Source organism: Pseudomonas sp. P4_B4 (genome assembly GCF_056402255.1).
The window spans coordinates 57,857-78,212 of record NZ_JBFUHS010000024.1 but is presented as its reverse complement, the minus strand read 5'-3'; the positions used below and the strand labels follow the sequence as shown (position 1 = coordinate 78,212).

General features: G+C 56.9%; 20 protein-coding genes and 1 tRNA gene. 5 read left to right on the top strand and 16 right to left on the bottom strand.

Annotation, left to right across the window (positions count from 1 at the left end; translation table 11 throughout):
• Positions 1–53 precede the first annotated feature (53 nt).
• Positions 54–776, bottom strand: a complete 723-nt coding sequence (locus AC1DVE_RS22925; RefSeq protein WP_223459050.1) for a lysophospholipid acyltransferase family protein — start codon at positions 774–776, stop codon at positions 54–56.
• Positions 777–990: 214 nt separating this feature from the next.
• The gene (locus AC1DVE_RS22920) at positions 991–1,680 is read right to left on the bottom strand and encodes a crotonase/enoyl-CoA hydratase family protein (RefSeq protein WP_223459048.1); all 690 of its coding nucleotides are present in this window, start codon (positions 1,678–1,680) and stop codon (positions 991–993) included.
• A 308-nt stretch (positions 1,681–1,988) separates the two neighbouring features.
• On the opposite strand from AC1DVE_RS22920, the gene AC1DVE_RS22915 reads away from it, so the two are divergent.
• Both AC1DVE_RS22915 and AC1DVE_RS22910 read left to right on the top strand, forming a co-directional pair.
• A tRNA-Ser gene (locus AC1DVE_RS22915) sits at positions 1,989–2,078 on the top strand.
• Positions 2,079–2,536: 458 nt separating this feature from the next.
• On the top strand, positions 2,537–5,371 hold the full coding sequence (locus AC1DVE_RS22910) for a tetratricopeptide repeat protein (RefSeq protein ID WP_477784237.1): 2,835 nt from the start codon (positions 2,537–2,539) through the stop codon (positions 5,369–5,371).
• Positions 5,372–5,663: 292 nt separating this feature from the next.
• Here the strand turns inward: AC1DVE_RS22910 and AC1DVE_RS22905 are convergent, their stop codons facing one another.
• The 9 genes from AC1DVE_RS22905 to AC1DVE_RS22865 all read right to left on the bottom strand — a co-directional run bounded on the left by AC1DVE_RS22905 (position 5,664) and on the right by AC1DVE_RS22865 (position 12,303).
• Positions 5,664–6,830, bottom strand: a complete 1,167-nt coding sequence (locus tag AC1DVE_RS22905; protein WP_477784236.1) for an Arm DNA-binding domain-containing protein — start codon at positions 6,828–6,830, stop codon at positions 5,664–5,666.
• Positions 6,831–7,262: 432 nt separating this feature from the next.
• Entirely contained in the window at positions 7,263–7,469 is a 207-nt protein-coding gene (locus tag AC1DVE_RS22900) for a hypothetical protein (protein ID WP_477784235.1), read from the bottom strand.
• A complete protein-coding gene (locus AC1DVE_RS22895; protein WP_477784234.1) occupies positions 7,466–7,804 on the bottom strand; it encodes a DUF7673 family protein in 339 nt (112 codons plus the stop codon). The genes AC1DVE_RS22900 and AC1DVE_RS22895 overlap by 4 nt, the downstream gene beginning before the upstream one ends.
• Positions 7,805–7,854: 50 nt before the next feature.
• Entirely contained in the window at positions 7,855–10,569 is a 2,715-nt protein-coding gene (locus AC1DVE_RS22890) for a toprim domain-containing protein (RefSeq protein WP_477784233.1), read from the bottom strand.
• A 6-nt stretch (positions 10,570–10,575) separates the two neighbouring features.
• A complete protein-coding gene (locus AC1DVE_RS22885; protein ID WP_477784232.1) occupies positions 10,576–10,809 on the bottom strand; it encodes a hypothetical protein in 234 nt (77 codons plus the stop codon).
• Between the two features lie 75 nt (positions 10,810–10,884).
• Positions 10,885–11,256 carry a hypothetical protein gene (locus tag AC1DVE_RS22880; RefSeq protein ID WP_477784231.1) on the bottom strand — a complete coding sequence of 124 codons (372 nt, stop codon included), beginning with the start codon at positions 11,254–11,256 and terminating at the stop codon, positions 10,885–10,887.
• A complete protein-coding gene (locus AC1DVE_RS22875; protein ID WP_477784230.1) occupies positions 11,253–11,543 on the bottom strand; it encodes an Ogr/Delta-like zinc finger protein in 291 nt (96 codons plus the stop codon). The genes AC1DVE_RS22880 and AC1DVE_RS22875 overlap by 4 nt, the downstream gene beginning before the upstream one ends.
• Complete coding sequence (locus AC1DVE_RS22870; RefSeq protein WP_477784229.1) at positions 11,540–12,013, bottom strand: YmfL family putative regulatory protein; 474 nt, start codon at positions 12,011–12,013, stop codon at positions 11,540–11,542. Before AC1DVE_RS22870 ends, AC1DVE_RS22875 begins: the two co-directional genes overlap by 4 nt.
• Positions 12,014–12,042: 29 nt before the next feature.
• Positions 12,043–12,303, bottom strand: coding sequence for a helix-turn-helix domain-containing protein (locus AC1DVE_RS22865; RefSeq protein WP_477784239.1), 261 nt, complete (start codon positions 12,301–12,303; stop codon positions 12,043–12,045).
• Positions 12,304–12,403: 100 nt separating this feature from the next.
• Between AC1DVE_RS22865 and AC1DVE_RS22860 the strand changes: the two genes are divergently transcribed.
• The 3 genes from AC1DVE_RS22860 to AC1DVE_RS22850 all read left to right on the top strand — a co-directional run bounded on the left by AC1DVE_RS22860 (position 12,404) and on the right by AC1DVE_RS22850 (position 14,684).
• On the top strand, positions 12,404–12,811 hold the full coding sequence (locus AC1DVE_RS22860) for a helix-turn-helix domain-containing protein (RefSeq protein WP_477784228.1): 408 nt from the start codon (positions 12,404–12,406) through the stop codon (positions 12,809–12,811).
• 273 nt (positions 12,812–13,084) lie between these two features.
• A complete protein-coding gene (locus AC1DVE_RS22855) occupies positions 13,085–14,089 on the top strand; it encodes a hypothetical protein (RefSeq protein WP_477784227.1) in 1,005 nt (334 codons plus the stop codon).
• Positions 14,082–14,684 (top strand): hypothetical protein, encoded by a 603-nt coding sequence (locus AC1DVE_RS22850; protein WP_477784226.1) that lies wholly within the window; start codon positions 14,082–14,084, stop codon positions 14,682–14,684. Before AC1DVE_RS22855 ends, AC1DVE_RS22850 begins: the two co-directional genes overlap by 8 nt.
• 236 nt (positions 14,685–14,920) lie before the next feature.
• Here the strand turns inward: AC1DVE_RS22850 and AC1DVE_RS22845 are convergent, their stop codons facing one another.
• The 5 genes from AC1DVE_RS22845 to AC1DVE_RS22825 form a co-directional block, all read right to left on the bottom strand.
• On the bottom strand, positions 14,921–15,709 hold the full coding sequence (locus AC1DVE_RS22845) for an FRG domain-containing protein (protein WP_477784225.1): 789 nt from the start codon (positions 15,707–15,709) through the stop codon (positions 14,921–14,923).
• A 69-nt stretch (positions 15,710–15,778) separates the two neighbouring features.
• Entirely contained in the window at positions 15,779–17,089 is a 1,311-nt protein-coding gene (locus tag AC1DVE_RS22840; RefSeq protein ID WP_477784224.1) for a phage late control D family protein, read from the bottom strand.
• Entirely contained in the window at positions 17,086–17,526 is a 441-nt protein-coding gene (locus AC1DVE_RS22835; protein ID WP_477784223.1) for a phage tail protein, read from the bottom strand. Before AC1DVE_RS22835 ends, AC1DVE_RS22840 begins: the two co-directional genes overlap by 4 nt.
• A gap of 6 nt (positions 17,527–17,532) precedes the next feature.
• Positions 17,533–20,244, bottom strand: coding sequence for a phage tail tape measure protein (locus tag AC1DVE_RS22830; RefSeq protein WP_477784222.1), 2,712 nt, complete (start codon positions 20,242–20,244; stop codon positions 17,533–17,535).
• The gene (locus AC1DVE_RS22825) at positions 20,234–20,353 is read right to left on the bottom strand and encodes a GpE family phage tail protein (protein WP_477784221.1); all 120 of its coding nucleotides are present in this window, start codon (positions 20,351–20,353) and stop codon (positions 20,234–20,236) included. The genes AC1DVE_RS22830 and AC1DVE_RS22825 overlap by 11 nt, the downstream gene beginning before the upstream one ends.
• Positions 20,354–20,356: the final 3 nt, after the last annotated feature.

Here is a 20,356-nt window from a genome sequence, read left to right as displayed (position 1 = left end):
CTGGGGAAAGACGCGCAGGCAAAAGAAAACCCGCACCAGGCGGGTTTTCTTTTTCAGATGGCTTGTAGTTGCCGGTCCATCGACTCGATGCATTCACGCATCTGCTCGCGGCACTGGGCGATCAGCAGGGGCATGTCGTCCAGGCTCAATCCGGCAGTGGGAATCGCCGGCAACGAACGAATCAGAATTTTCCCGCTGCGCCAGCGGTTCAATCGCATGTGTTTGACGTAACTGCTGACACACACCGGCACGATCGGCACCCCGGCGGCAATAGCCATCTGAAAGGCACCTTTCTTGAAGGGCAGCAAGTCCTCACCCAGGTTGCGCGTGCCTTCCGGGAAAACCCAGATCGAGGTGTCTTTGTTTTGCAGGGTATGGGTGGTGGTCAACATCGACTTGCGTGCCTTTTGCGCATTGCCACGGTCGATCAGCACATTGCCGGCCAGCCAGAACAACTGCCCGAACAGCGGCACCCATTTCAGGCTCTTTTTGCCGATGCACACGGTACGGCGGGGCACCACATTGCCAAACACAAACAGGTCGTAGTTGGACTGGTGATTGGCGATGATCACGCAGCTGTCAGGTTTATCCATCAACGGCCCGACTTCGGCCTTCACCCGCAAACGCAAAATACACATGGCCGGCCATGCGTACAGGCGTGCGCACAGACGGCTATTGTCCGGATTGAATGGCCGACACAGGCCGAGAATCACCCCCAGCACACCCGCCACGATAAAGTGCAGGCCCATCAATGACATACGGAACACAAACAGCATTTACAGGCCCCACCGGGACAAAAGGTGGCGCAGTGTACGGATGTACACTGTTTTCGGCAATTGCTGCCAGGGAGGTGGGAGATGGCCGATGTTTGAGCTGATGTTTCCGACTATTTGGTCAGATGCGGTCTAGAGCGATTACAGACGTTTAACACAGACATGTATGAAAAAGCCCGACACGACGGTCGGGCTTTTCTTTGCAGCAGATCCGGGCTTAACCCAGATGTTCCTGGTCCTGGATGATTGCGTTGTCCAGGGCCTCCAGCAGCGCTTTGCGTACTTTCAGTTTGGTGTTCTTGTGCGCGGTCATGTTGATCTTCTTCAACTGACGAGCCGCCGCCAGTGCCGCGCCCTGCAGTTCTTCAGGCGAGACCACGACATCAAGGAAACCGGCAGCCACGGCGCCTTGTGGATTGAACATCTCGCCGTTGACCACCGAACGCTGCAGCGCCACTTTGTTCAGGCGGTCACGGGCAATCTCGATACCCGCGTGGTGCATGGTCATGCCGATCTGCACTTCGTTCAGGCCAATGCTGAACGGACCGTCTACACCGATGCGATAGTCGGCCGACAACAGCAGAAACGCACCCTTGGCCACCGCGTGCCCCGGGCATGCAACGATCACCGGGAAAGGGTGCGACAGCAGGCGGCGGGCCAGGGTCGAGCCGGAGGTCACCAGTGCCACGGCTTCTCTAGGGCCGGCCGTCATCACCTTCAGGTCATAACCGCCAGAGAGAATGCCCGGCTGGCCGGTAATGATCACCACCGCACGATCAGTCACGGCCTGATCCAGCGCAGCGTTGAACGCGGCAATCACATCCGGGGAGATGGCATTGACCTTGCCATTGCTCAAGGTCAGGGTCGCGATACCGTCTTCGAGATGGTAGGAAATCAACTCACTCATGACGCTATTCCTTTCAATAAAGTAGGGCAGACGTTACCCACCGCCGCAGGCCAGGTAAAGCGCCGTGACTGACCCGTCAGTCACCCTTTGCCTGCCCGCCAAGCGTAGCCCGCCGTGCCTGCCGCGCATTCCCCTCTATATAGAGGCGGGCACGAAGCCGGAGATTGGCCGGTTTGCCATGGCCCGGAGCGACCGCAAATGCTGAATCGCGTTAACCGCATGAAAATTCTGAAAAAAATGTTTGCCATCGGAAAAGCTTTCGACTACATTAGCGCGCCTCGACAGACAGAACATGTTTGAAGAGATACGGTGAAGTGTCCGAGTGGCTTAAGGAGCACGCCTGGAAAGTGTGTATACAGGAAACTGTATCGAGAGTTCGAATCTCTCCTTCACCGCCATATTCTGCAAACACAAACCCCTGATTTTCCTAGAGAAAGTCGGGGGTTTGTGGTTTCTGGCGTCTGAAAAAGGGCGATATGGGAACGATATGGGAATACGGGTGGCTTTTTTGGCCCTGTTATCTACCTCGAAAGGAATCAGTGCGCCAGATAAGCGCCTATCTCGCTAATGTCCGTATTCGGCCCAGAAACGGACTCTCGCTAACGTCAACTTTGGATCACATCTGTCGGTCGCATTGTTGTTGGCAGAGATCGGCCACGCGCAGACCTGCACAACGCGAAGTCACGATTCGCTGCAAAGCAAACCTTCGAATCATCTGCGCCGCCTGTCAGGTAACAACCGAACATTAGCTAAGTGAGACCAAGTATGGGCCATCTGAAGTTTCGTGTTCGAACTTGTCATCGGAAGTCGGGCTATCTTGCAGTAGCGGCACAATAACAATCGCGAGGATGCGGGAATGGCTCGTGGCAAGCAAAAGCATATTCAGCGGCTTAGAGAAAGGCTTGCGACGAGGAAAGCCTCTTCCGACTCGCAGGCCAGTGACAACCCGTTGGCGGTTGCGCTCAAGAAATTTTACCACTTCTTAAATACCCGACTCGGCTGGCCCTTGGCAGCATTGATAATGTCTATCGTGCTTGTTTGGTACAACTGGGACAAGGTATCTCAGGCCCCTGGCTTCAGTACGGCGCTGACCGCGATTCACGAGCTGTTTCCGCTTCCGCATGCCAACGCAGAACGTTTCACAATTGCCATCGCAAGACTGGAGAATGACAAGGACGACGCGCACCGGCGGCTTATACGAGATGCTCTGACCGCTCAATTCAGTAACAACGAGATAGAGGTCTTGTTGCTCGACAGACGCATCTCTGTCAGCGATAGCGAAAAACCTCAAGAGGCTATTAGGGTGGGGCACCAGTGGGCCAGAAAGTTGCTTGGCGAAGCCAATGCTCAGGTCATGATCTGGGGCGAAGCGTTGGATGTGAGGCCAGACGCTCCGATGCGTCTGCACTGGACAGCGACCAGTGGAGTTGAGCTGGGGAAAACTTCTGAGAAGTACCAATTAGCCAGCGGCAGTTATGACTTGCCTGAGCTTTTTCGCAATGATTTGAACGACCTACTGCTGTTGTTGGCGAGCAGTCAAGGAGCATCGTTCTTCGAGCAAAATGGGAGATATATTGCTGACCGACTGAAGCCATTCATTGCGCGCGTGCGACATCTCATGGAAAGCAATTCTATAGCTGAGTCGCGGCAAGCGAACTTACAGGTGATTCTCGGAGACAGCCTCACCACCTACGGCGAGCAGAGTGGCGACGACAATGCATTGCGAGAAGCAGTGGCGGCGTACCAAAAGGCGCTGAAGGAGTACACCCGCGAGCGCGGTTCACTGGACTGGGCAAGGATACAGAACAACATGGGGACCGCTCTCTTAAGTCTGGGCAAGCACGAGGCGGGGACGCTCCAGCTGGAGCAGGCAGTGGCGGCGTTTCAGGAGGCGTTGAAAGAGCGTACCCGCGAGCGCTTGCCCCTGGACTGGGCGATGACTCAGAACAACTTGGCTATCGCATTTGAGGTTCTGGGCGAGCGCGAGGCGGAAACGAGTCTACTGGAGCAGGCGGTGACGGCGTACCGGGAGGCGTTGACGGAGTATACCCGCGAGAGCACGCCACTGGACTGGGCGAGGACGCAGAACAATATGGGAAGTGCGCTGTTGAGTCTAGGCAGGCGCGAGGCAAGGACGAAGCAGTTGGAGCAGGCGGTGGTGGCGTTTCAGGAGGCGTTGAAAGAGTACACCCGCGAGCGCATGCCGTTGAGTTGGGCGTCGACGCAAAGCAACTTGGGAGCCGCACTCTCTAGTCTGGGCGGGCGCGAGGCTGGGACGATGCGGCTGGAGCAGGCAGTGGCGGTACTTCAAGAGGCGCTGAAGGAATATACCCGCGAGCGCGTACCGCTGGGCTGGGCGGGGGCGCAGACCAACCTAGGCATCGCGCTAGCGACGTTGGGCGAGCGCGAGGTGGGGACGACCCGGCTGGAGCAGGCGGTGGCAGCGCACCGGGAGGCGTTGAAGGAATTTACCCGCGAGCGCGTACCGGTGGAGTGGGCGAGGACACAGAACAACCTAGGAAGCGCTCTCTTCAGTCTGGGCAAGCGCGAGGTGGGGACGATGCGGCTGGAGCAGTCGCTGGCAGCGTTCCAGGAGGCGTTGAAGGAGCGTACCCGCGAGCACGTACCGCTGGCCTGGGCGAGGACGCAGGATAACCTCGGCGACACACTTTGGGCTCTGGGCGAGCGCGAGGTGGGAACGGCGAGGCTGGAACAGGCGGTGGCGGTGTATCAGGAAGCGTTGCAGGAGCGCACTCGCGAGCGCGTGCCGCTGGACTGGGCGAAGACGCAAAACAGCCTAGGTATCGTGCTAGAGACGCTGGGCGGGCGCGAGGCTGGGACGATGCGGCTGGAGCAGGCGGTAGCGGCGCACCGGGAGGCGCTGAAGGAATACACCCGCGAGCGCGTGCCGCTGGATTGGGCGTCGGCACAGAGCAACCTGGGCATCGCGCTTGGGACGCTGGGCGGGCGCGAGGTGGGGACGATGCGGCTGGAGCAGGCGGTAGCGGCGCACCGGGAGGCGCTGAAGGAATACACCCGCGAGCGCGTGCCATTGGACTGGGCTGCGACGCAGAACAACCTGGGCATCGCGCTTGGGATGCTGGGCGGGCGCGAGGCGGGGACGATGCGGCTGGAGCAGGCAGTGGCGGTACTCCAAGAGGCGCTGAAGGAAAATACCCGCGAGCGCGTGCCGCTGGACTGGGCGGGGACGCAGGACAATCTGGGACACGTGCTCTTGCGTTTGGGCGAGCGCGAGGTGGGAAATGCGCGGTTGGAACAGTCGGTGGCGGCGTATGAGGAGGCGTTGAAGGAGCGCACTCGCGAGCGTGTGCCGCTGGATTGGGCGAAGGCGCAGAACAACTTGGGCCTCGCGCTCACGGCGTTGGGAACGCGCGAGGCGGGGACAATGCGGTTGGAGCAAGCGGTGGCGGCCTACCAGCAGGCTTTGAGGGAGCGTACGCGCGAGCGAGTACCGCAGGACTGGGCGAAGACGCAGAAAAACCTAGGTCTCGCGCTAGCGACCTTGGGCGAACGCGAGGCGGGGACGGAACGGCTGGAGCAGGCTGTGACGGCGTATCAAGGGGCGTTGATGGTATACACCCGGGAACGCGAGCCGTACGACTACGACATTGTCAGTCGTGGACTCGACGCTGCTCAAAAGGCGCTGTCCACTCGCAAGGAACATGAATAAGAGCAAGGAGGCACGTCTGTATTGCGAAAGGCGTAAGTCCGGCAACTGCTGCCAACTCCTTGGAGTGAGGGTTCGCCAATTCTGACCGGTCGCTTCGAGTCGAAAATAGCCGGTCGCTGTTTCCCATCAGCACAGGCATGAGAAACACTTTATTGGTGTCCTAGTTGGGCGTTGCAGGGATCGGCTATGCCATCACCTGGGCAAAACGCGGCAGGTGATAACCTCCGGTGAGCGCAGAAAGGTGCCATTCTACACTGCGCCGAGTCTGGCCCTGTGCTGAATGGGCAGTGGGCTAGAGATTCAGGGCGTGTTGCAGCATTCCGATGACGTCCGGGCCATCCTCGTTGATCCAGGTCCCGTAGTGTTGGCGGATCATGTTCCCATTGGTATGCCCCATCTGCTCAGCGATCCAATCGATTGAAGCCACGCCCGTCGTTAGCAACTGACTGGCGTAGGTGTGACGACATTGCCCCGGCCCGCGATAGCGAACACCAGCCTTATGCAAGTGCGCCTTGAAGAAACGATCCCGTACAACGAAGTCGCTGACATGCGGCAACCCGCTTTTGCTGTTCAAAAAAACAAAATGCAATGTGTGCGGCCGTACCGTCTTGTTGTCCCGCTCAACGACATCCACCGTCTCCGCATTCTTCTTCGAGTTGATCGCATCGATCTTGCGTAGCGCATCCCACGCCGGCCCCAACAACCGCACCTTCCGCGTCGAGCGCCGAGTCTTCGTCACCCGATAAGCCCCGCGCACCTTCGACCGGCGAAAAATTACCGTCCCTCGCTCAAGGTCCACATCCTCCCAAGCCAGCGCAATCGTTTCTGAAACCCGGGGCCCAGCCCAAATCATGAACTGCACCATCAACAGCTCCTGCGTGCGGCTGGTCGGCGTTTCCAGGATCTGCTTGATCTCTGCCCTGGTGAACGGGTCTGGCGCCTCAGGATCGGGCAGACGAACGAACAACCCCTCAGTCGGGTCATGAGCAACCTTCTTGCGAGTGCGGTACAGCCTGAACACCTGGCGCACGTTGCTGATGATGTCGCGAATGGTCTTGTTCTTCAGCCGCTTTGACAGCGTGTCCTGCACCCACTCCTGCAAATCCAGGTGATCGATCTGATCGATCTGAACCTTGCCCCAGCGCGGCCGCACATGAACCTCTGCCTTGTTGGCATAACCCCGGTAGGAGGTGGCGGCCACGCTGTTGCGTTTGATCTTCAGCCAAAGGTCCAGGTAATGGCCAAAGGTGTTTTCCACCAGCCTGGGCGAGTTGGGAAAATGCCGGCTGTACTCAAAGGTACCAGCCTGAATCTCGTACTCGATGATGTTCACCAAGCGCGCGGCATGCTCCCGGTTGGCCGCGGTGTTGCCGCCGGGCACAAGCTCCCGACACAACTCACCATTGAAACGAAAATAGACCCGTACCGAATTGCCCCGGGCCTCTACGCCATCTGCCATGTGCGTCCCCACGCGATGAATTGAACAGCCGACAACCTCCGGAAAAAGGAAAGGCCCGTTGCCGGGCCTTTCGGGGTCAAGTGTTGCCGATCATTCCTGGCGAAGTAACCAGAACAATCCTGCGCTTTTTCTAGGTCTTGGGGCGATTCCCGCCCGTTCTTCTTCAGCCCTGCGCCGCGCGTTGATTGCCTGGCGTACTTTGCTGCACTTGCGGTGGTTGCCATGGGCGCGGGATCTGCCGCATTGGTCGCAGGTGCCACTCAGGTCAAGGTTCCAGGGGAAGGATTTACCATTGTTCATGCCGTCTCCCTTTTCCGACTGCAAATGCGTTCGTGATAGCCTCAGTCCCGCTACCGCTTGGGTATTGTGCTTGCATGGTGCTTCTCCTTGGGGTGGTAGGTGTCGGGGAGTTGCCGCTCCTCGACACCGTCTTCAGGCCTGTTTGGCCAGGTCTTTCTGAATGATCTCGACCACTTCATCCCGGTCTTTCGCATACGCAAAGGGCAGGGTGCCGTCTGGTCGGGTGATGGGAAATCGCCTGTCCGGTAACCGGCACTCGGCCACGGTGTAGCCGCCGTCGGTCACCCAGCAGTGCGGGATGACCTTTCCAGCCCGGTCACGTTTTGAAGCCCACTTCATGCCCAGCACCTGCGCAGGTTTTCCCAAATGGCATCGCCGTTGTGGACGTAGGTGTGCACCTCCTGTTCAGGGCTGTTATCCAGCCGCAGGACGGCAATGCAGTCGTCGAACAACCCCGCGTCCAGGCTGCGCAACTCGGTCAGATCAAACGGAAATGCCGGGCCGTTGTACAGACCCAGCAGAAAACGGGCGATGACTCCGCTCTGGCCGGTATCGCGTTGAGCGACGGGCACCAAGCGCAGCAAGGCATCAATGCCTATTGCGCGAATGGCAGGGCGTTCTGCCCGGCACTGAAACAACTCATCAAAAAACTCTCGTGCAGCGGGATTGGGCATGGTGCTTCTCCTTGTAGTGCTGAATTCAGGCGTTGCCGCGCCTGGTTGCGTTACGCGCCCTGGAACACCCAGCAGCGCACGGTTAATGGTTTGTTGAACATCGAATTGCCCGCACTCTGCGAGGCGCGTACGGCGCTGTAGGTGGGCTTGTTGGTATCCAACAGCTTGCGGCTGCGGCTCTCGGTCAGCAGCGTGCGCAAGGTCTTCAGGTCAGCTAGGTTCTGTCGATGCTCGCCGGCCTTTTCGGCAAACTCATTGAGATTGATAGCAATCAGCGTGGGATCGGTGCTGTGGTTCACCTGCGGACCTTCGCCTAGGCTCTCCAGGTACTCAAACACCTCCCAGAACTCAGCCACCAACGGATGATCCGCGCTGATCGCAGCCTGACGCTCCAGGGCCATGACCGTCAGCGCCTGTTGCGTCGTCACCACCTGGTTTTCATCCAGTGGGCACACCAGCCGCAGGCAATCCACCAGGGCCATCAACTGACTGTGGTTCTTGATGATCCGCTCCACGCGGATTTCTTTGAGGATGCGCAGCTGCCGTTCATGAATCAGCACCCGTTCGGCGAACTTCGCCATCACCTGCGCCTCAGCGCGCACAGCCATCAGCAGGAAGTGACTCAGTTGCTCGACAGGGATCAGGTTCAGGTTGTCAGCCGCTGCACGGCTCTCTGTGGTGACTTCAGGGCGCGCAAAGTGCGATTTGATAATCCGGGTCAGGATGGCTTCTGAGGCGTTGACATCGGCGTTCTGGCTGATCGCAATGGCGCCACGAAACGGCGGTTCGTAGGTCTCGTTACCACTGGTCTTCATACCCTTGGTGCCGAGCGTGCCGCCGCCGTAGAAGTCCTTCAGCTCGTCCCAGTCGAAGCCCTTGGCGTGCGCTTTATCCGGCTCGTTACGGTCGCCCTCGATCAGCACAACCGGCATGTTCGACACCTGACCCATGGCCCGCTGCCGGCCGGCGCGGGTTGATTTCGATGGGTCGAAGCCTTCGTGTTCGCGGCCCAGCAACTTCCACAAAAAGGTCAGCAGCGTGGTCTTGCCGGCGCCGGCTTCACCGGTGACCTCGAGGAACGGAAACGACTTGTACTGCGCGCGGATCTGCTCGGCGAACAGCGCGCCGAACCAGAACGCCAGGGCAACGATGCCCTTGGCCCCAAAGCACAACCACAACATCGGCAGCCAGTCGCTGCGGTACACCTTGCTATCGCGCTGAATGTGCATGGCAATCGACTTCTGCAGCGTCTTGAGGCGCAGCTTGCCGAATTCGAAAAAGTCCTCCTTGTTCACCTGGCTGACGATGCCGTTGCGCACGGCAATGTCACCGAACACGTAGCAGCTGTGCTGTTTGCTGTAGCCAATGAAGTCGATGGTCTCCACGGTTTTCAGGCCGAAGAGCTGGTCCTTCATGATCTTGTCGAGCTGCTGGCCACTGCCGGTGAACACCGCGCCGGCGGCCATGCTGAGCAGGCGCTTCTTGAACTCACTGGCGGCTGCGACCTGGCCACCGGTGAACGTGTTTTTGACGCTGCCGCTGTCGTGCGGGAAGTCGACGCGGAAGTAGTACCAGGATTCGTCGGTGACTTCGTTGCGCTGGAAGTACAAGGCCTGCGGGTAGCAGTTCGCGATTTCGATCACACCGCCGCATTGGCGGAGGGCTTTTTGGCGGCGCTGTTTTTCATTGAGTAACTGGTCTTCGTGACTGGTGGACGCCTCCAGCGACAGCATGGCCTTGTTGAACTTCTCCAGGTCCATCTTGAACCAGTACAACCGGCTGTCGAAGCCGAAGTGAAATTCGTGTCGCTCCCGCCAGTCATACATCAGCACGCCTTTCTCTGAGGCGCTTTCTGCGATCAGCAACGAGCCATGGTAACGAGCGCTGGCCAGGTCTTTTTCGACCTGCTCGGCGCGCTTGGTTTCGTCATCGATGAAGGCCCAGCGCTGATGCAGGTCATTCCAGTCAACCTTGCGGCTATCGGGCTGAGGGATCTGTGCCGCCTCGCACTGATAGCCCAAGGCACGCGCCTGCCGTACCCAGCGCCTAGTGTACTTGTGCGCCCCCGGCTCGTTATCCAAGGCCCACACCAACTTGGGCAGCTTGTCGCCCCGCAACCGAGACAGCTCTTTCAACGACTCTTCCGGGTAGGCACCGGACGACATCGCCGACACCGCCGCAATGCCGTTATGCACCAGGGCAATGGCGTCGAAGATCCCCTCGACAATCCACAGCTCTTTGACGTCCAGCAGCTCGACACAGGGCGGACACCACCAAACACCTCGAGGACTATCGCCGGGCTTGAACCGCGCCTTCATCTTGCCAAAGCGATGCGGCCGATCGATCAGCCGTTCCCAGTACCCACCCTTGTCCAGGGCAAAGCGCACCGTCGCACTGCCGGCATTCAACTCACCGGAGAAATACGTCTCCTGGGTAAACCAACCCTGAATCAAATCCAGACGAAAGCCGCGCGAAAATTCCAGATACGCCCGGGCCGTCGCATTGGGATGCTGCTCGGTCGCCGGCGCACGTTTGCTCCAGTCATCAAACAGGTCTTCGTAGATCTCCTTCACATGCCAGGTCTGGCCACACTTGCCCCGGCCGCAGCGGATCATCCACGGGGCATCGTGGAAGGCGTACAGCTCCTTCTTCTTGCACGCCGGGCATTCGCCTTCGCGCATGTACCTGCCGGCCTTGTGCTTGAGGCCGTAGTCGGCCTGGAGCCGTTGCAGGAGGTCGGCGCGTAGCTCGTGTTTCATGTTCATCGGGGCTTACTTCGCTTCGCCGAGGCTGTGTTTGAGGGCGCCAATCAAGCGCTTTTGCGCCGCCATCACCGGGAAGGCCGCGAGCAACGAGCCATGCCGCAAACCCTCGGGCACCAGGCGAAACCGATCGTCGTACCAATGCTCGTTGAACTGCATCGCGTACTGGCTGCGCAGCGTTTCGAGCAACGCCTCGGCCTGCGAACGGCTCAGTTTTGCGGTGATGGCGACGTCGATTTCCATGGTCCACCTCTGATTTCGGGCAAAGCTCACCCAAACCCACGGGAAGCGGGGCAGGGCGGGAGTTTTGGAGAGGGCTTACTGAGGGTGTTGCTTCGGGGCGGACTCGCGTTGGGCGAGCAAGGTCTGCGGCAGCAGTCTCGCCGGGACCGGGTAACGCAGGTCCGCCCGCGTGTCGATCAGGTGCACGACGGTACTACCGGGGGAATTGCCCCAGTCCACACCGATCCACTTGCGCTGGTTGATCACCTGCAACTCAGTCCAGGCGTTGTGCACCAGCTGCTGCGCCAGGAACACCGGCACCTCCAGGGCGGTGGTCATATGCCGCACGCAGTTTTCATACAGCAGGTCGGAATCCACCAGGTGCTGTGCTTCGTGCCGTTGCAGGTAGGCGAATGCCGCCCGCTGCATGCTGCTGCGATAGTCGTGATCAAGCTGTTCGTGGTTCATTGCGCACACTCCATTTCCATTTGGTCGAGCAGGTCGGGTTGATCGTTGGCGGTCTTCATCGCGGCGCGACGCAGGGCGATATCGGCGACGGGCAGGCGCACGGCCGGGTTGGCCATGCCACTGGGGCTCATCTCGTGAGTCATTTCGAACTGGGCACGCACCGACCAGCCGCAGGCCTCATTGGTGCATTGCAGGTAGGCCACGCGCAGGAAAATGTGGGTGCCTTCGCTGGTGCGAATGCGCATGCGGCCAAAGCAGTGGGGGCAAACGAGTTTGTAAGTGCTCACCTGACAGCACCCCGAGCGTGTAGCTGGATGGTGGCCAGCACCTCGGCGTAGCGAGCGGACATGTAGTTCATCAAGGCCGTGATAATCGCCTGGGCCTCACCGGGTTTGATCACCCCGTCGTCCAGGGCCGCGGCAATAATTTGATCAACCTTGCCGCGCTTGGCGGCAGCTTTGACCGATCGGTTGTACAACTCGACGTTGTCCAGGTCTGCCGCAGCGGTCAGCGGGACGAAAATACCGCCGTACTTGGCCGCGATGTAGTTAGCCAAATAGGCAGTGCCCGCAATCTGCTCGAGCCGGTGAATGTGATCGTCACTCAAGGGACGGCTGCCGGCACTCTCATAGGCTTGGTTATCGAACTTCTTCACTGGCATACCCAGTTCGGCAGCGGCGTAGAGGCGACCGCCTGGGTAGGCGCAGATAACGGCGCTGACAACATCTTTCCGGTTGGCTAGAACTGGACGTTTCATCTTCTGGTTTCTCCCTGGCGCTACCGCCTCTACAGTTGATTCGCAGCCTCAGTTAAATCAGGTGGCTCAACGGGATCCACAAGGATGCCGGGCAGCACTTCCTTCCCAATCAACCTTGAAATATCGCGCAGGATGCAGAACGAGAGCCGCCCTCGTGGCAGCGTGTCGTGGCCGGCCCAGCGCTGGACGACTTGCGTCACTGTCCGCGGCTCGTAACCGTGGCTGAGGGCGAATTGGCGGAAGTTGCTACCGTGCTCGATCAATCGCGCCTGGATATGGCGCTTTTCCATGGCCTGGCTCATGGTTGATGTGTTCCTAGTTGGTTAATATGTACCTGTTTGTTCGCAGTATACGCACCAAAACAGGTGCGTCAATCGGATCTATGAAAAAATGAGTATAGCCACGCGTCTACGCAGCGTTCTGGACCTTAAGGGCCTTTCCATCAAGGAGGCTTCTGAGATTGTAGGAATTCCTTACCGAACCCTTCAGAACTATCTCCTTGATGAGAGGGAGCCGAACGCCAAGGCAATGGGTGCGATACGCACCAATTTAGGTGTAAGTGTCGATTGGCTACTCACGGGCGAAGGCACAATGTTTCATGGTGTGTCGACCGAAGGTTCAGACCCTGCGACCGAAAACATGCAGGAAAAGGCCATGCTTGAGCTCTTCCGCTCCCTGGGAGAGGCGGGAAAGCGAGAAATCCAAAGCGCCGCCGAAGAAAAAAAACGCCTGATGGACGTAGAGCAACGCCTCAAGGATCTGACCGAAGCCCTTGCCGATTCTAAAAGGCCAGCATAATCTGTACCCATTGAGAACGGATCAGTCAGATAAGGACGCCGATGATCCACTCGCCAAACCGATGACAGGGCTGGTGAGACTGCCGATCGGCGCCACCTTAAACCGACATAGGGACGTGATCCATGCACCATGATCAAAGCAACGCCGTACTTTGCCGGTCTCTGGTTACCTCCTGCTTCACGATATCGATCAGATACGCAGAGTTGCCATCGTAAGTGAAATATAAAAGCGATCAGTTGATAGTGATCTGTATATACATCACTGTTTAGCAAGGTGGCGTTTAGTGATTTATTAATTAATAGTGTTGTGCGGGGTTCTCTAATGGCGGTAAAGCAGAAGTCTCTAAATCGTACATTGGCACTTAAGCCAATTGTGTTCGCTAAAGAAGTTGATAAAAAATTGGCGGAACTGTTGGTTGAGGCTGATAAGGCTTGTGAGACTGTCGGCGACAGAATAATGCATGATATGGTCATTGGTGCAGATGGCCCTATACCAGATTACAGCTATTTTTATAATAACCTAGAGTTTTATGAGAATGGTGCTGTTTTTTTTGAACTTTGGTCTTATGTTCCAGGAAGGATGCCTGCCGGTTTTACTCCTGATCTTAAAGCAAAAAATGCAATGTATGATGTTGCGCAGATTGTAGATGGGAATGGGAATGTCAAAGAGTTAATTCAGATCTCTCATGTTCTTGTGTATAAAAATGCTGCCATTGTTGAAGCTACGAAAGGAACGGGTGGTTCCTATTTGATCGAAAAATACTTGAACAAATTACTTAGGGAGAGGTGTGCGAAACGTCCTCCGCATGTTGCGTTTACAACAGCCATTTTTTCTGATTTGTTGAATGAAATTCAGCAGGGCGGCGGAGCTGTATCTATATCGCTGGGGATGGCGGGCGCTAAACAGCATTCAGATAATAAAGTGGTTGGGCTTCTCTCGGACGCGCATTCGATATTCAGCAAAACTGAATTGGTTACGCTCAATTGGAGTGCAGGGAGCAATTCGACATTAAGTGCGGAAGAAGTTGTAAGTGAGGCGCGTACTGCTAAAGATGATAATCTTGACAAAATTTTCATTAAGCTGAAGCGTGGTAGTATTAGAGGGTTGTCAAAGTATAGAATTACCAATCCTATTGTTGTCAGGGATGCAGGTGGTCGGAATCCTGATCACAAAGAGGTAAAAGAGACTATGATTGATTACTTGGGCCGTCTGTTACAGCCGGATGCAAGAGGTCGACGTATGTTGGATGATGAGGGTAATTTGATAAATAATGTCTAGGAAATGGGTTCCTGAAGAAATAGTAAATGTGGTGCTGGTTCTCAGGCAGTTTGGGGTGGTGTCGAGAGCCGCCACAAACCATGTGTGCTCGCTTGTGTTGAATCTTGTCTTTTTGGTTGCCGGTGGTGCTGTTGGATATATGTTAAGTATCGACGCTCAGGACAAGATTCTCGATTCACTGTTGAGTTTTTGCGCAATTGTTATTGGTTTTGTTATTACGGCTATGCTTTTTTCAGGGCGCAATCAGTCAGCAGATAAGCTTGGACTCGAACAGGCTAGAGTATATGCGCTCAAAACAAAGTACATATTGGTGTCCCAGACTCAAACATTAATTGCTTTTTTGTTTTGTGTGGGATTTAGTCTGTTTGCAATAATGTGCAAGAATTCTAAGTTGAGCTCTGTTGATTCTCAGCTGGTTTTTGCACTGGCCATGGGTTATTTTTCTCTCGGGGTCTACCGTACAATTTTTCTACCATTTCAGATTTATGATGTTCACTCTTTTGCTCTAGAGTCTTTGATTTTAGAAAAAGAAGAGCAGGCAAAGCTGAATGTGAAGAACGTCATAGAGGGGTTCAAACCAGTTAAAAAAGATTGATTTTTATACTGATATTTTCGAGGCTCCCTTTCTGCGGCCAAGTTTCGCTGCCTCCCCACTCGCATACAATCAATGCAACCGCTTCGGTTTGCGTTGATCTCGCCGTATTCTCCTTCCTGTTCGGCTTCTTAACGTGCTGATGAGCACGAGGTAAAAAAACCAACGTTCTGCCGGGTTTTATGGCTCTATATTCCGAGGTTTTGCAATTTTTGTTCTTGTTGTCGGCGGTTTGCGGTTTAATATTTCGGAATGGTTAAGTGTGAATTGCAAAACTCGGAAGCGCCAGGTAAGTCTGGGAATAAAGTAGAATGATTGATATTCATTCTGTTGAGGTATCTAAGGCATTCTTCAATTCCAGTGGAGGGGATCTTTATTTTCATTAAATAGATTTTTTGGTTGTCAATGGGCGTGTTCTTGGTTACCCAGCTTTCAAGATCCACATTGTTAGGCCCCCGAGTGAATAGTCCTCTTTGGCTTACTAAACGTGCGTTTTCATCACTCAATGGTCTGATGATTTTCACAGTTTGTTTGTGGCCGTTAACTAAAGGTATCTCTTCGTTTTCTCGGACTTTAATGTTCGTGCGGCCTATAGCTAATTGGCTTATAGCGAAAACCGTAAAGTGAGAACTTTTTGCATTTTTGGCCGAGCTTGCCGCAAAATATAATGCAACGAAAGGTGATTCTGTCCAATCTAGTAAAGGAGTAGCAAGTCCATGATGTTGGCCCAAAGCCCACCACTCATTTTCATCTTCGATGCGGATAGGGTTAGTGCCACGTCTACCGCGGGTTGCAAATTTAAAGCGTTCTAGATGTTGTTCTCTTTTTATGGATGTAGGCTGTTTAATTAAGCGGTCTATTGTTGGCTCTAACTTCCATTTGTAGTTGCCGTGACCTCTGTAAACGTAAGTGGTGTAATCCAGCATCTCTTGGTTGATAAAGTCAGAGAAATACTTCCAGGATGATAAGCCGTATTCCTGTACGCCATTTACATTAGGGGTGTATGTCCATCTTGAGGTTCGTCCCACAGCGTATTACCTAGTCCGTTATTGTGGCAAATGGCCTCTATATTACATTGCTGACGAAAAAATTCCATACTACATATCGATATCGACGATTGACGTGGTTCGTAGAGAACTCTTTGACTTCAACGATTCATAGCGCAACCATTCTCGATCTACCGCACGTTTCGCAGTCAACTCTGTGGCATACAACCACCGCAACCGCCGAGGTTTGCTCTGATCTCCTGTTGTCACCGTCTTCTCTTTCCCAGTCTTCTTGTCGCGGTAATACGCGATGATCCCCGTAAAGTCCCCCTGATTCTCTTCGGCCAAGTCCTTAACGGTGTCCTCCGGCAGCTTGCTCTCCAGCTCCAAGCTGACGGTGTACCCGTTATCCGCATTGAGGCTGTGCTGTACATTCCCGCCATACCAAATGATTTCATCAATCTCCGGCTTCACGCCCTGGAGCGTGTAGGTCAGTTCGGGGATCAAATCCGGCAGGCCCATGGCCAGGGTGTAGCTGAGGGTGGCGCTGCCACGTTGCAGCCGATTGAACTCGGCCCGGGCGGCGCGTAAGGCGGATTGTCGATCGCTGTAGGTGTGACGCAGATCCTTGAGGTTTTCCCCGCCGCCGGCGATGGCTTCCTGTTTCTTGGCATTGTTCACATCGTAGAAGTAAGCCCGCACACCGTCGTAGCTGCCGCGGTCGGCTTGCAGGTAGCGGTGTTGGTCACCGTCAGCACGGGTGAGGGTGATGTGGGGCAGTTCGGCGCCACTGGCGGTTTTGCCACCGCCTGCCGGCAGGCACAGCAGGCAACCAGCCTTGACTGTGACTACCGCATCGAACTCTTCGCCAATACGGCTGAGCAGGTTGGCATCGGACTCATTGGCCTGGTCGAGTTGCAAGATGGGCAATCCGCCCAAGGCATTGGCGATGGTCGCGGTCAGGCCGTTACCCAGGGCGATGTCGCCCAGCACGTCGCTGAGCGTGGTGTTGCTCCAGCTGCGTTCGCGTTTGCTCTTCAACCCCTTGCGCAGGTCCGCCGATCGGGCGCGGATGCTCAGTACATCAGGCGCGCCGCTGTGTTCGGTTTCGTCGACGGTGTAGGTGCCTTTGTCGACCAGGCCGGTGTCGCTCCAGCCGAGCCATAGCCGGATCACCGCACCCGTGGGCGGGATGGCCAGTAGACCGTCGTGGTCGCTGAGGGTGAGGCTGAGTTGGTCGGCCTCGATGCCGCGGTTGTCGGTCAGGTCCAGGCTCATCAGCCGCGGGCTGATTAACTGCGCAATGTCGTTGCCATCGACGGTGATGCGGAATGCCGGCACCGGGTAGGTGGCATCCCGTCGAGAGCGCTCGGCGCTGTCGCTCAGGTATCCGGTGACGCGGGAGAGGGCGGTATCAATCACAGCAGCGACCTCATGATGCCAACGCCCGCGCGGGTGCCGGCGCCGATCAGGTCGATGCGCTCGTCATCGATGCGCTTGAGGGTGAGGGTGAACTCGATGCGACGCGGGGTGCCGTCGCGGAAGAAAATCGTCTTGGTTTCGCTCAGGCTCTCGATGATCCACAAGCCGTAAATGCGTCCGCTGCCTTCGACCATGGGCCAGGCCTTGCCGGTGTTGGCCATCAGGCGCAGGGCGTCGAGGCTCAGGGCGCTGCCGGCCAGCTCGTACAGGATGATGCCGGGGAGGGTGATGGTGTCGTCTCCACGACCGGTGAACTGCCTGGCCGGTGCTGCACCGACGCGGTTGTTGCTGGCGTGGCGCCATTCGGTTTGGCGTTGCAGCTCCTGGTAAGCGGCAGTGGAGAGGCTGAAGACGAACATGCCGAGGGCCAGCATCATGGTTGTTTACTCCAGGTCCGACAGTCGGCTGCGCGTGCGGGCGCCTTTTTCGCGCTCGATGCGGGTTAGCTCAGCGCGCACGGCACGGGCAATGGCGTGTGCATCCATGCCGGGGGCGGGATGAATGTTGATCTCATAGTTGTCGTGGCTGTCGTAGGCCGGCGACGTCATGCTGCTGATCGGCGGTCGATCATCGATGGCCAGGGCGGGCATCGAGGCCGCGCCGAGTGCCAGGGTTCCGGCAGCGGTGAGCTGTTTGCCCATGCGGGCGATGGCATTGAGTGGGCCTTTTGCAGCACCCTCCAGACCGAGGGTCAGGCCGGCGATGGTGAAGCCACCCAGCTCGGCAAACACTCGCGACGGGCTGTGGATATCGAGCTTTTCCTTGAACCAGCCAATGGTTGAATCACCGATTGAGGTGATGGCGCTCTTGATCTGGCCCATGCCGGCGAATAGCCCGTTGACCAGACCGTTGACGATCATGTTGCCGAACTCAGTAAAGCGGCTGGGCAGATCCACGCCCAGGTAACTCAGCACGCCGGCGAACGCCTGGTAGATCAACCCGATGGGGCTGAAGTTGGCCAGCGTCGTGAGGATGCCGCCGATTCCGCTGCTGAACCCGGCTTTGATTTCGGCCCAGGTACTGGTGAAGTACAGCTTTACCGCGTCCCAGTTTTGGTAAATCAGGTAGGCCGCGCCGGCAAGGGCGGTCACGGCCAGGCCAATGGGGTTGAGCATCAGCGCGCGGCCGATCATGAGCAGGGCCTTGCCGACGAAGGGCAACACGGTTTTGCCCAGTTTCCACAGCAGTTCTATCAGACTGGGCAGTCGAATGCCCAGTTGAGCGAACATCAAGCGCAGGGCGGCGAAGGGCAGTAGCACGCTCGCCACGGTCACCAAGAGCCCACCGATGGCCATGGTCAAGCCGGCCACAATGGCGACGGTTTTGACCAGCCCCGAGGCGAGTCCGGGGTTTTCCCTGGCCCATGTTTTAACGCCGCGAACGATGTCGATGACCGACTGCACTATTCCCCGCAGCGGGCCATCCTGCTGCTCTTGCAGTTCAATACCCAGGTCTTGCCAGGCACTGCCGAGGGTGGTCAGGTCACCCTTGAGATTGTCAGCCATCACCTTTGACGTTTTGGCTGCTTCGCCTTGGGTCTCACGCAGGGTCGCAATGAGTTTTTGCAGCTCGCCGATCCCGGCTTGTTCGACCAGTTGCGCCATGCCTTTGACCGCTTCTTCACCGGCAATGGCTTTGAACAGCCCACCTTTTTTCGCGCTGCCCAGGTTTTTGGTTTTGTCGTAGATCTCTTTGAGGATGTCGGGCATTTGCCGCAGATTGCCGTTGGCGTCTGCAGTTTTGATGTTGAGTTGTTCAAGGGCCTTTTGCGCGGCTTTGGGTGGCGCAGCCAGGCGGTTCATGATGGAGCTGAGGGCGGTGCCGCCCATGCTGCCCTGCAATCCCGCATCGCCCAGTTTGCCGGCCATGGCGGCTGCCACTTCCAGTTCGACGCCGTAGGTTTTCGCCATGGGCGCGGCATATTTCATGGTGTCGCCGAGCATCTGCAGGTTGGTGTTGGAACGCGTGAAGGTGCCCACCAATACATCGCCCAGTCGGTCCATCTGATCGGCCGACATGCCCAAACCGGACATGATGTTTGAGGCGATGTCGGCTGTCTGCGCCAGGTCAGCGCCACCGGCGGCCGCGAGGTCGAGCATGCCGGGCATCGCCGCTTTGATGGCTTTAGGGTCGAAACCGGCCATGCCGAGGTAGCCCTGGGCGTCGGCAGCCTGGCCGGCGGTGAACATTGTCGAACCGCCCAGTTCACGGGCTTGATTGCGCAATGCTTGAAGCTGCGCCCCTTTCTCTGGATCGTCTTTGTCCAGTCGGGTGATGGCCTGCACCCGACTCATGCTGGCGTCGAATTCCAGACCGGGTGCAAGAACACGCGCTCCACCGTAGAGCGCAGCACCACCGGCGGTCATCCCGGCAGCACCTTTGGTTGCCATCACCTGGGCGGTCTGTTTGCTTCGTTGATAGCTTTGATTAGCCTTGTTCAGCGCTTGCAGCTTGGCCTTCTGTTGGTCCATCGAGGTGTTCAGCAGGTGCTGTTCGTTGCGCAGCTGCCGTACTTTTCGACTCAAGCCATCAGTACCAATGCCGGCTTGATCCAGTTTGGTTTTGTACCGTTCAAGTTTGCTTTGGCTGGCGGTGTGCTGGGTATTCAGTAGACCGAGTTGAGTCTTGGCGGCACGCAGTCGGTCCTGGTACGTCTTGATACTGCTGCTGGATCGTGTGAATGCCTGTTGGCTTGCTTGCAGCTTGATCTGGGCTTTTTCCAGCTCACGCATGAATCCCGCGCTATCGCCTTTGCCATTGACCAACGCCCTGGAGAGTTTGTTGTACTGGGTCTGGGCAGCCTTGAGATTGCCCTTGAGGTTGACGTGGGTGGTGCGCTGTTTGTTCAGCAGCTCGGTGGTATCACTGGTTTTACGGTTCAATTCGCGAAGGGCGCGGCTCTGTTTGACGATCTCGATGTTGGCGAGGCGATAGGCGCTGATGTCGCGTTGTTGTTGGTTGAGCTGTGCCGATTGTTCACGCGCCGCTTTCAGGGCTTTAGCGGTTGCGGTACTGCCGCCAGCGATGCGCTTGAGCGGCCCGCTGGCTTTATCGATGGCGTTGAGCAGCACCTGAAGCTTTAAGTCATTGGCCATCAGTGGAACTCCGCACCCTGGCGCGCTCGCGCCATTCCATCAGTTCTTGCAGGCCCAACTGGTCCATTTCAGCCGGTGCCCAGTGAAAAACGACGGCCAGGTCGGCCATGGC

What these genes read in the sequence shown, in the direction of transcription:
- AC1DVE_RS22925 (WP_223459050.1), bottom strand. Translation starts at nt 776, where the DNA reads ATGCTGTTTGTGTTCCGTATGTCATTGATGGGCCTGCACTTTATCGTG.
- AC1DVE_RS22920 (WP_223459048.1), bottom strand. Translation starts at nt 1,680, where the DNA reads ATGAGTGAGTTGATTTCCTACCATCTCGAAGACGGTATCGCGACCCTG.
- AC1DVE_RS22910 (WP_477784237.1), top strand. Translation starts at nt 2,537, where the DNA reads ATGGCTCGTGGCAAGCAAAAGCATATTCAGCGGCTTAGAGAAAGGCTT.
- AC1DVE_RS22905 (WP_477784236.1), bottom strand. Translation starts at nt 6,830, where the DNA reads ATGGCAGATGGCGTAGAGGCCCGGGGCAATTCGGTACGGGTCTATTTT.
- AC1DVE_RS22900 (WP_477784235.1), bottom strand. Translation starts at nt 7,469, where the DNA reads ATGAAGTGGGCTTCAAAACGTGACCGGGCTGGAAAGGTCATCCCGCAC.
- AC1DVE_RS22895 (WP_477784234.1), bottom strand. Translation starts at nt 7,804, where the DNA reads ATGCCCAATCCCGCTGCACGAGAGTTTTTTGATGAGTTGTTTCAGTGC.
- AC1DVE_RS22890 (WP_477784233.1), bottom strand. Translation starts at nt 10,569, where the DNA reads ATGAACATGAAACACGAGCTACGCGCCGACCTCCTGCAACGGCTCCAG.
- AC1DVE_RS22885 (WP_477784232.1), bottom strand. Translation starts at nt 10,809, where the DNA reads ATGGAAATCGACGTCGCCATCACCGCAAAACTGAGCCGTTCGCAGGCC.
- AC1DVE_RS22880 (WP_477784231.1), bottom strand. Translation starts at nt 11,256, where the DNA reads ATGAACCACGAACAGCTTGATCACGACTATCGCAGCAGCATGCAGCGG.
- AC1DVE_RS22870 (WP_477784229.1), bottom strand. Translation starts at nt 12,013, where the DNA reads ATGAAACGTCCAGTTCTAGCCAACCGGAAAGATGTTGTCAGCGCCGTT.
- AC1DVE_RS22865 (WP_477784239.1), bottom strand. Translation starts at nt 12,303, where the DNA reads ATGGAAAAGCGCCATATCCAGGCGCGATTGATCGAGCACGGTAGCAAC.
- AC1DVE_RS22860 (WP_477784228.1), top strand. Translation starts at nt 12,404, where the DNA reads ATGAGTATAGCCACGCGTCTACGCAGCGTTCTGGACCTTAAGGGCCTT.
- AC1DVE_RS22850 (WP_477784226.1), top strand. Translation starts at nt 14,082, where the DNA reads ATGTCTAGGAAATGGGTTCCTGAAGAAATAGTAAATGTGGTGCTGGTT.
- AC1DVE_RS22835 (WP_477784223.1), bottom strand. Translation starts at nt 17,526, where the DNA reads ATGATGCTGGCCCTCGGCATGTTCGTCTTCAGCCTCTCCACTGCCGCT.
- AC1DVE_RS22830 (WP_477784222.1), bottom strand. Translation starts at nt 20,244, where the DNA reads ATGGCCAATGACTTAAAGCTTCAGGTGCTGCTCAACGCCATCGATAAA.
- AC1DVE_RS22825 (WP_477784221.1), bottom strand. Translation starts at nt 20,353, where the DNA reads ATGGCCGACCTGGCCGTCGTTTTTCACTGGGCACCGGCTGAAATGGAC.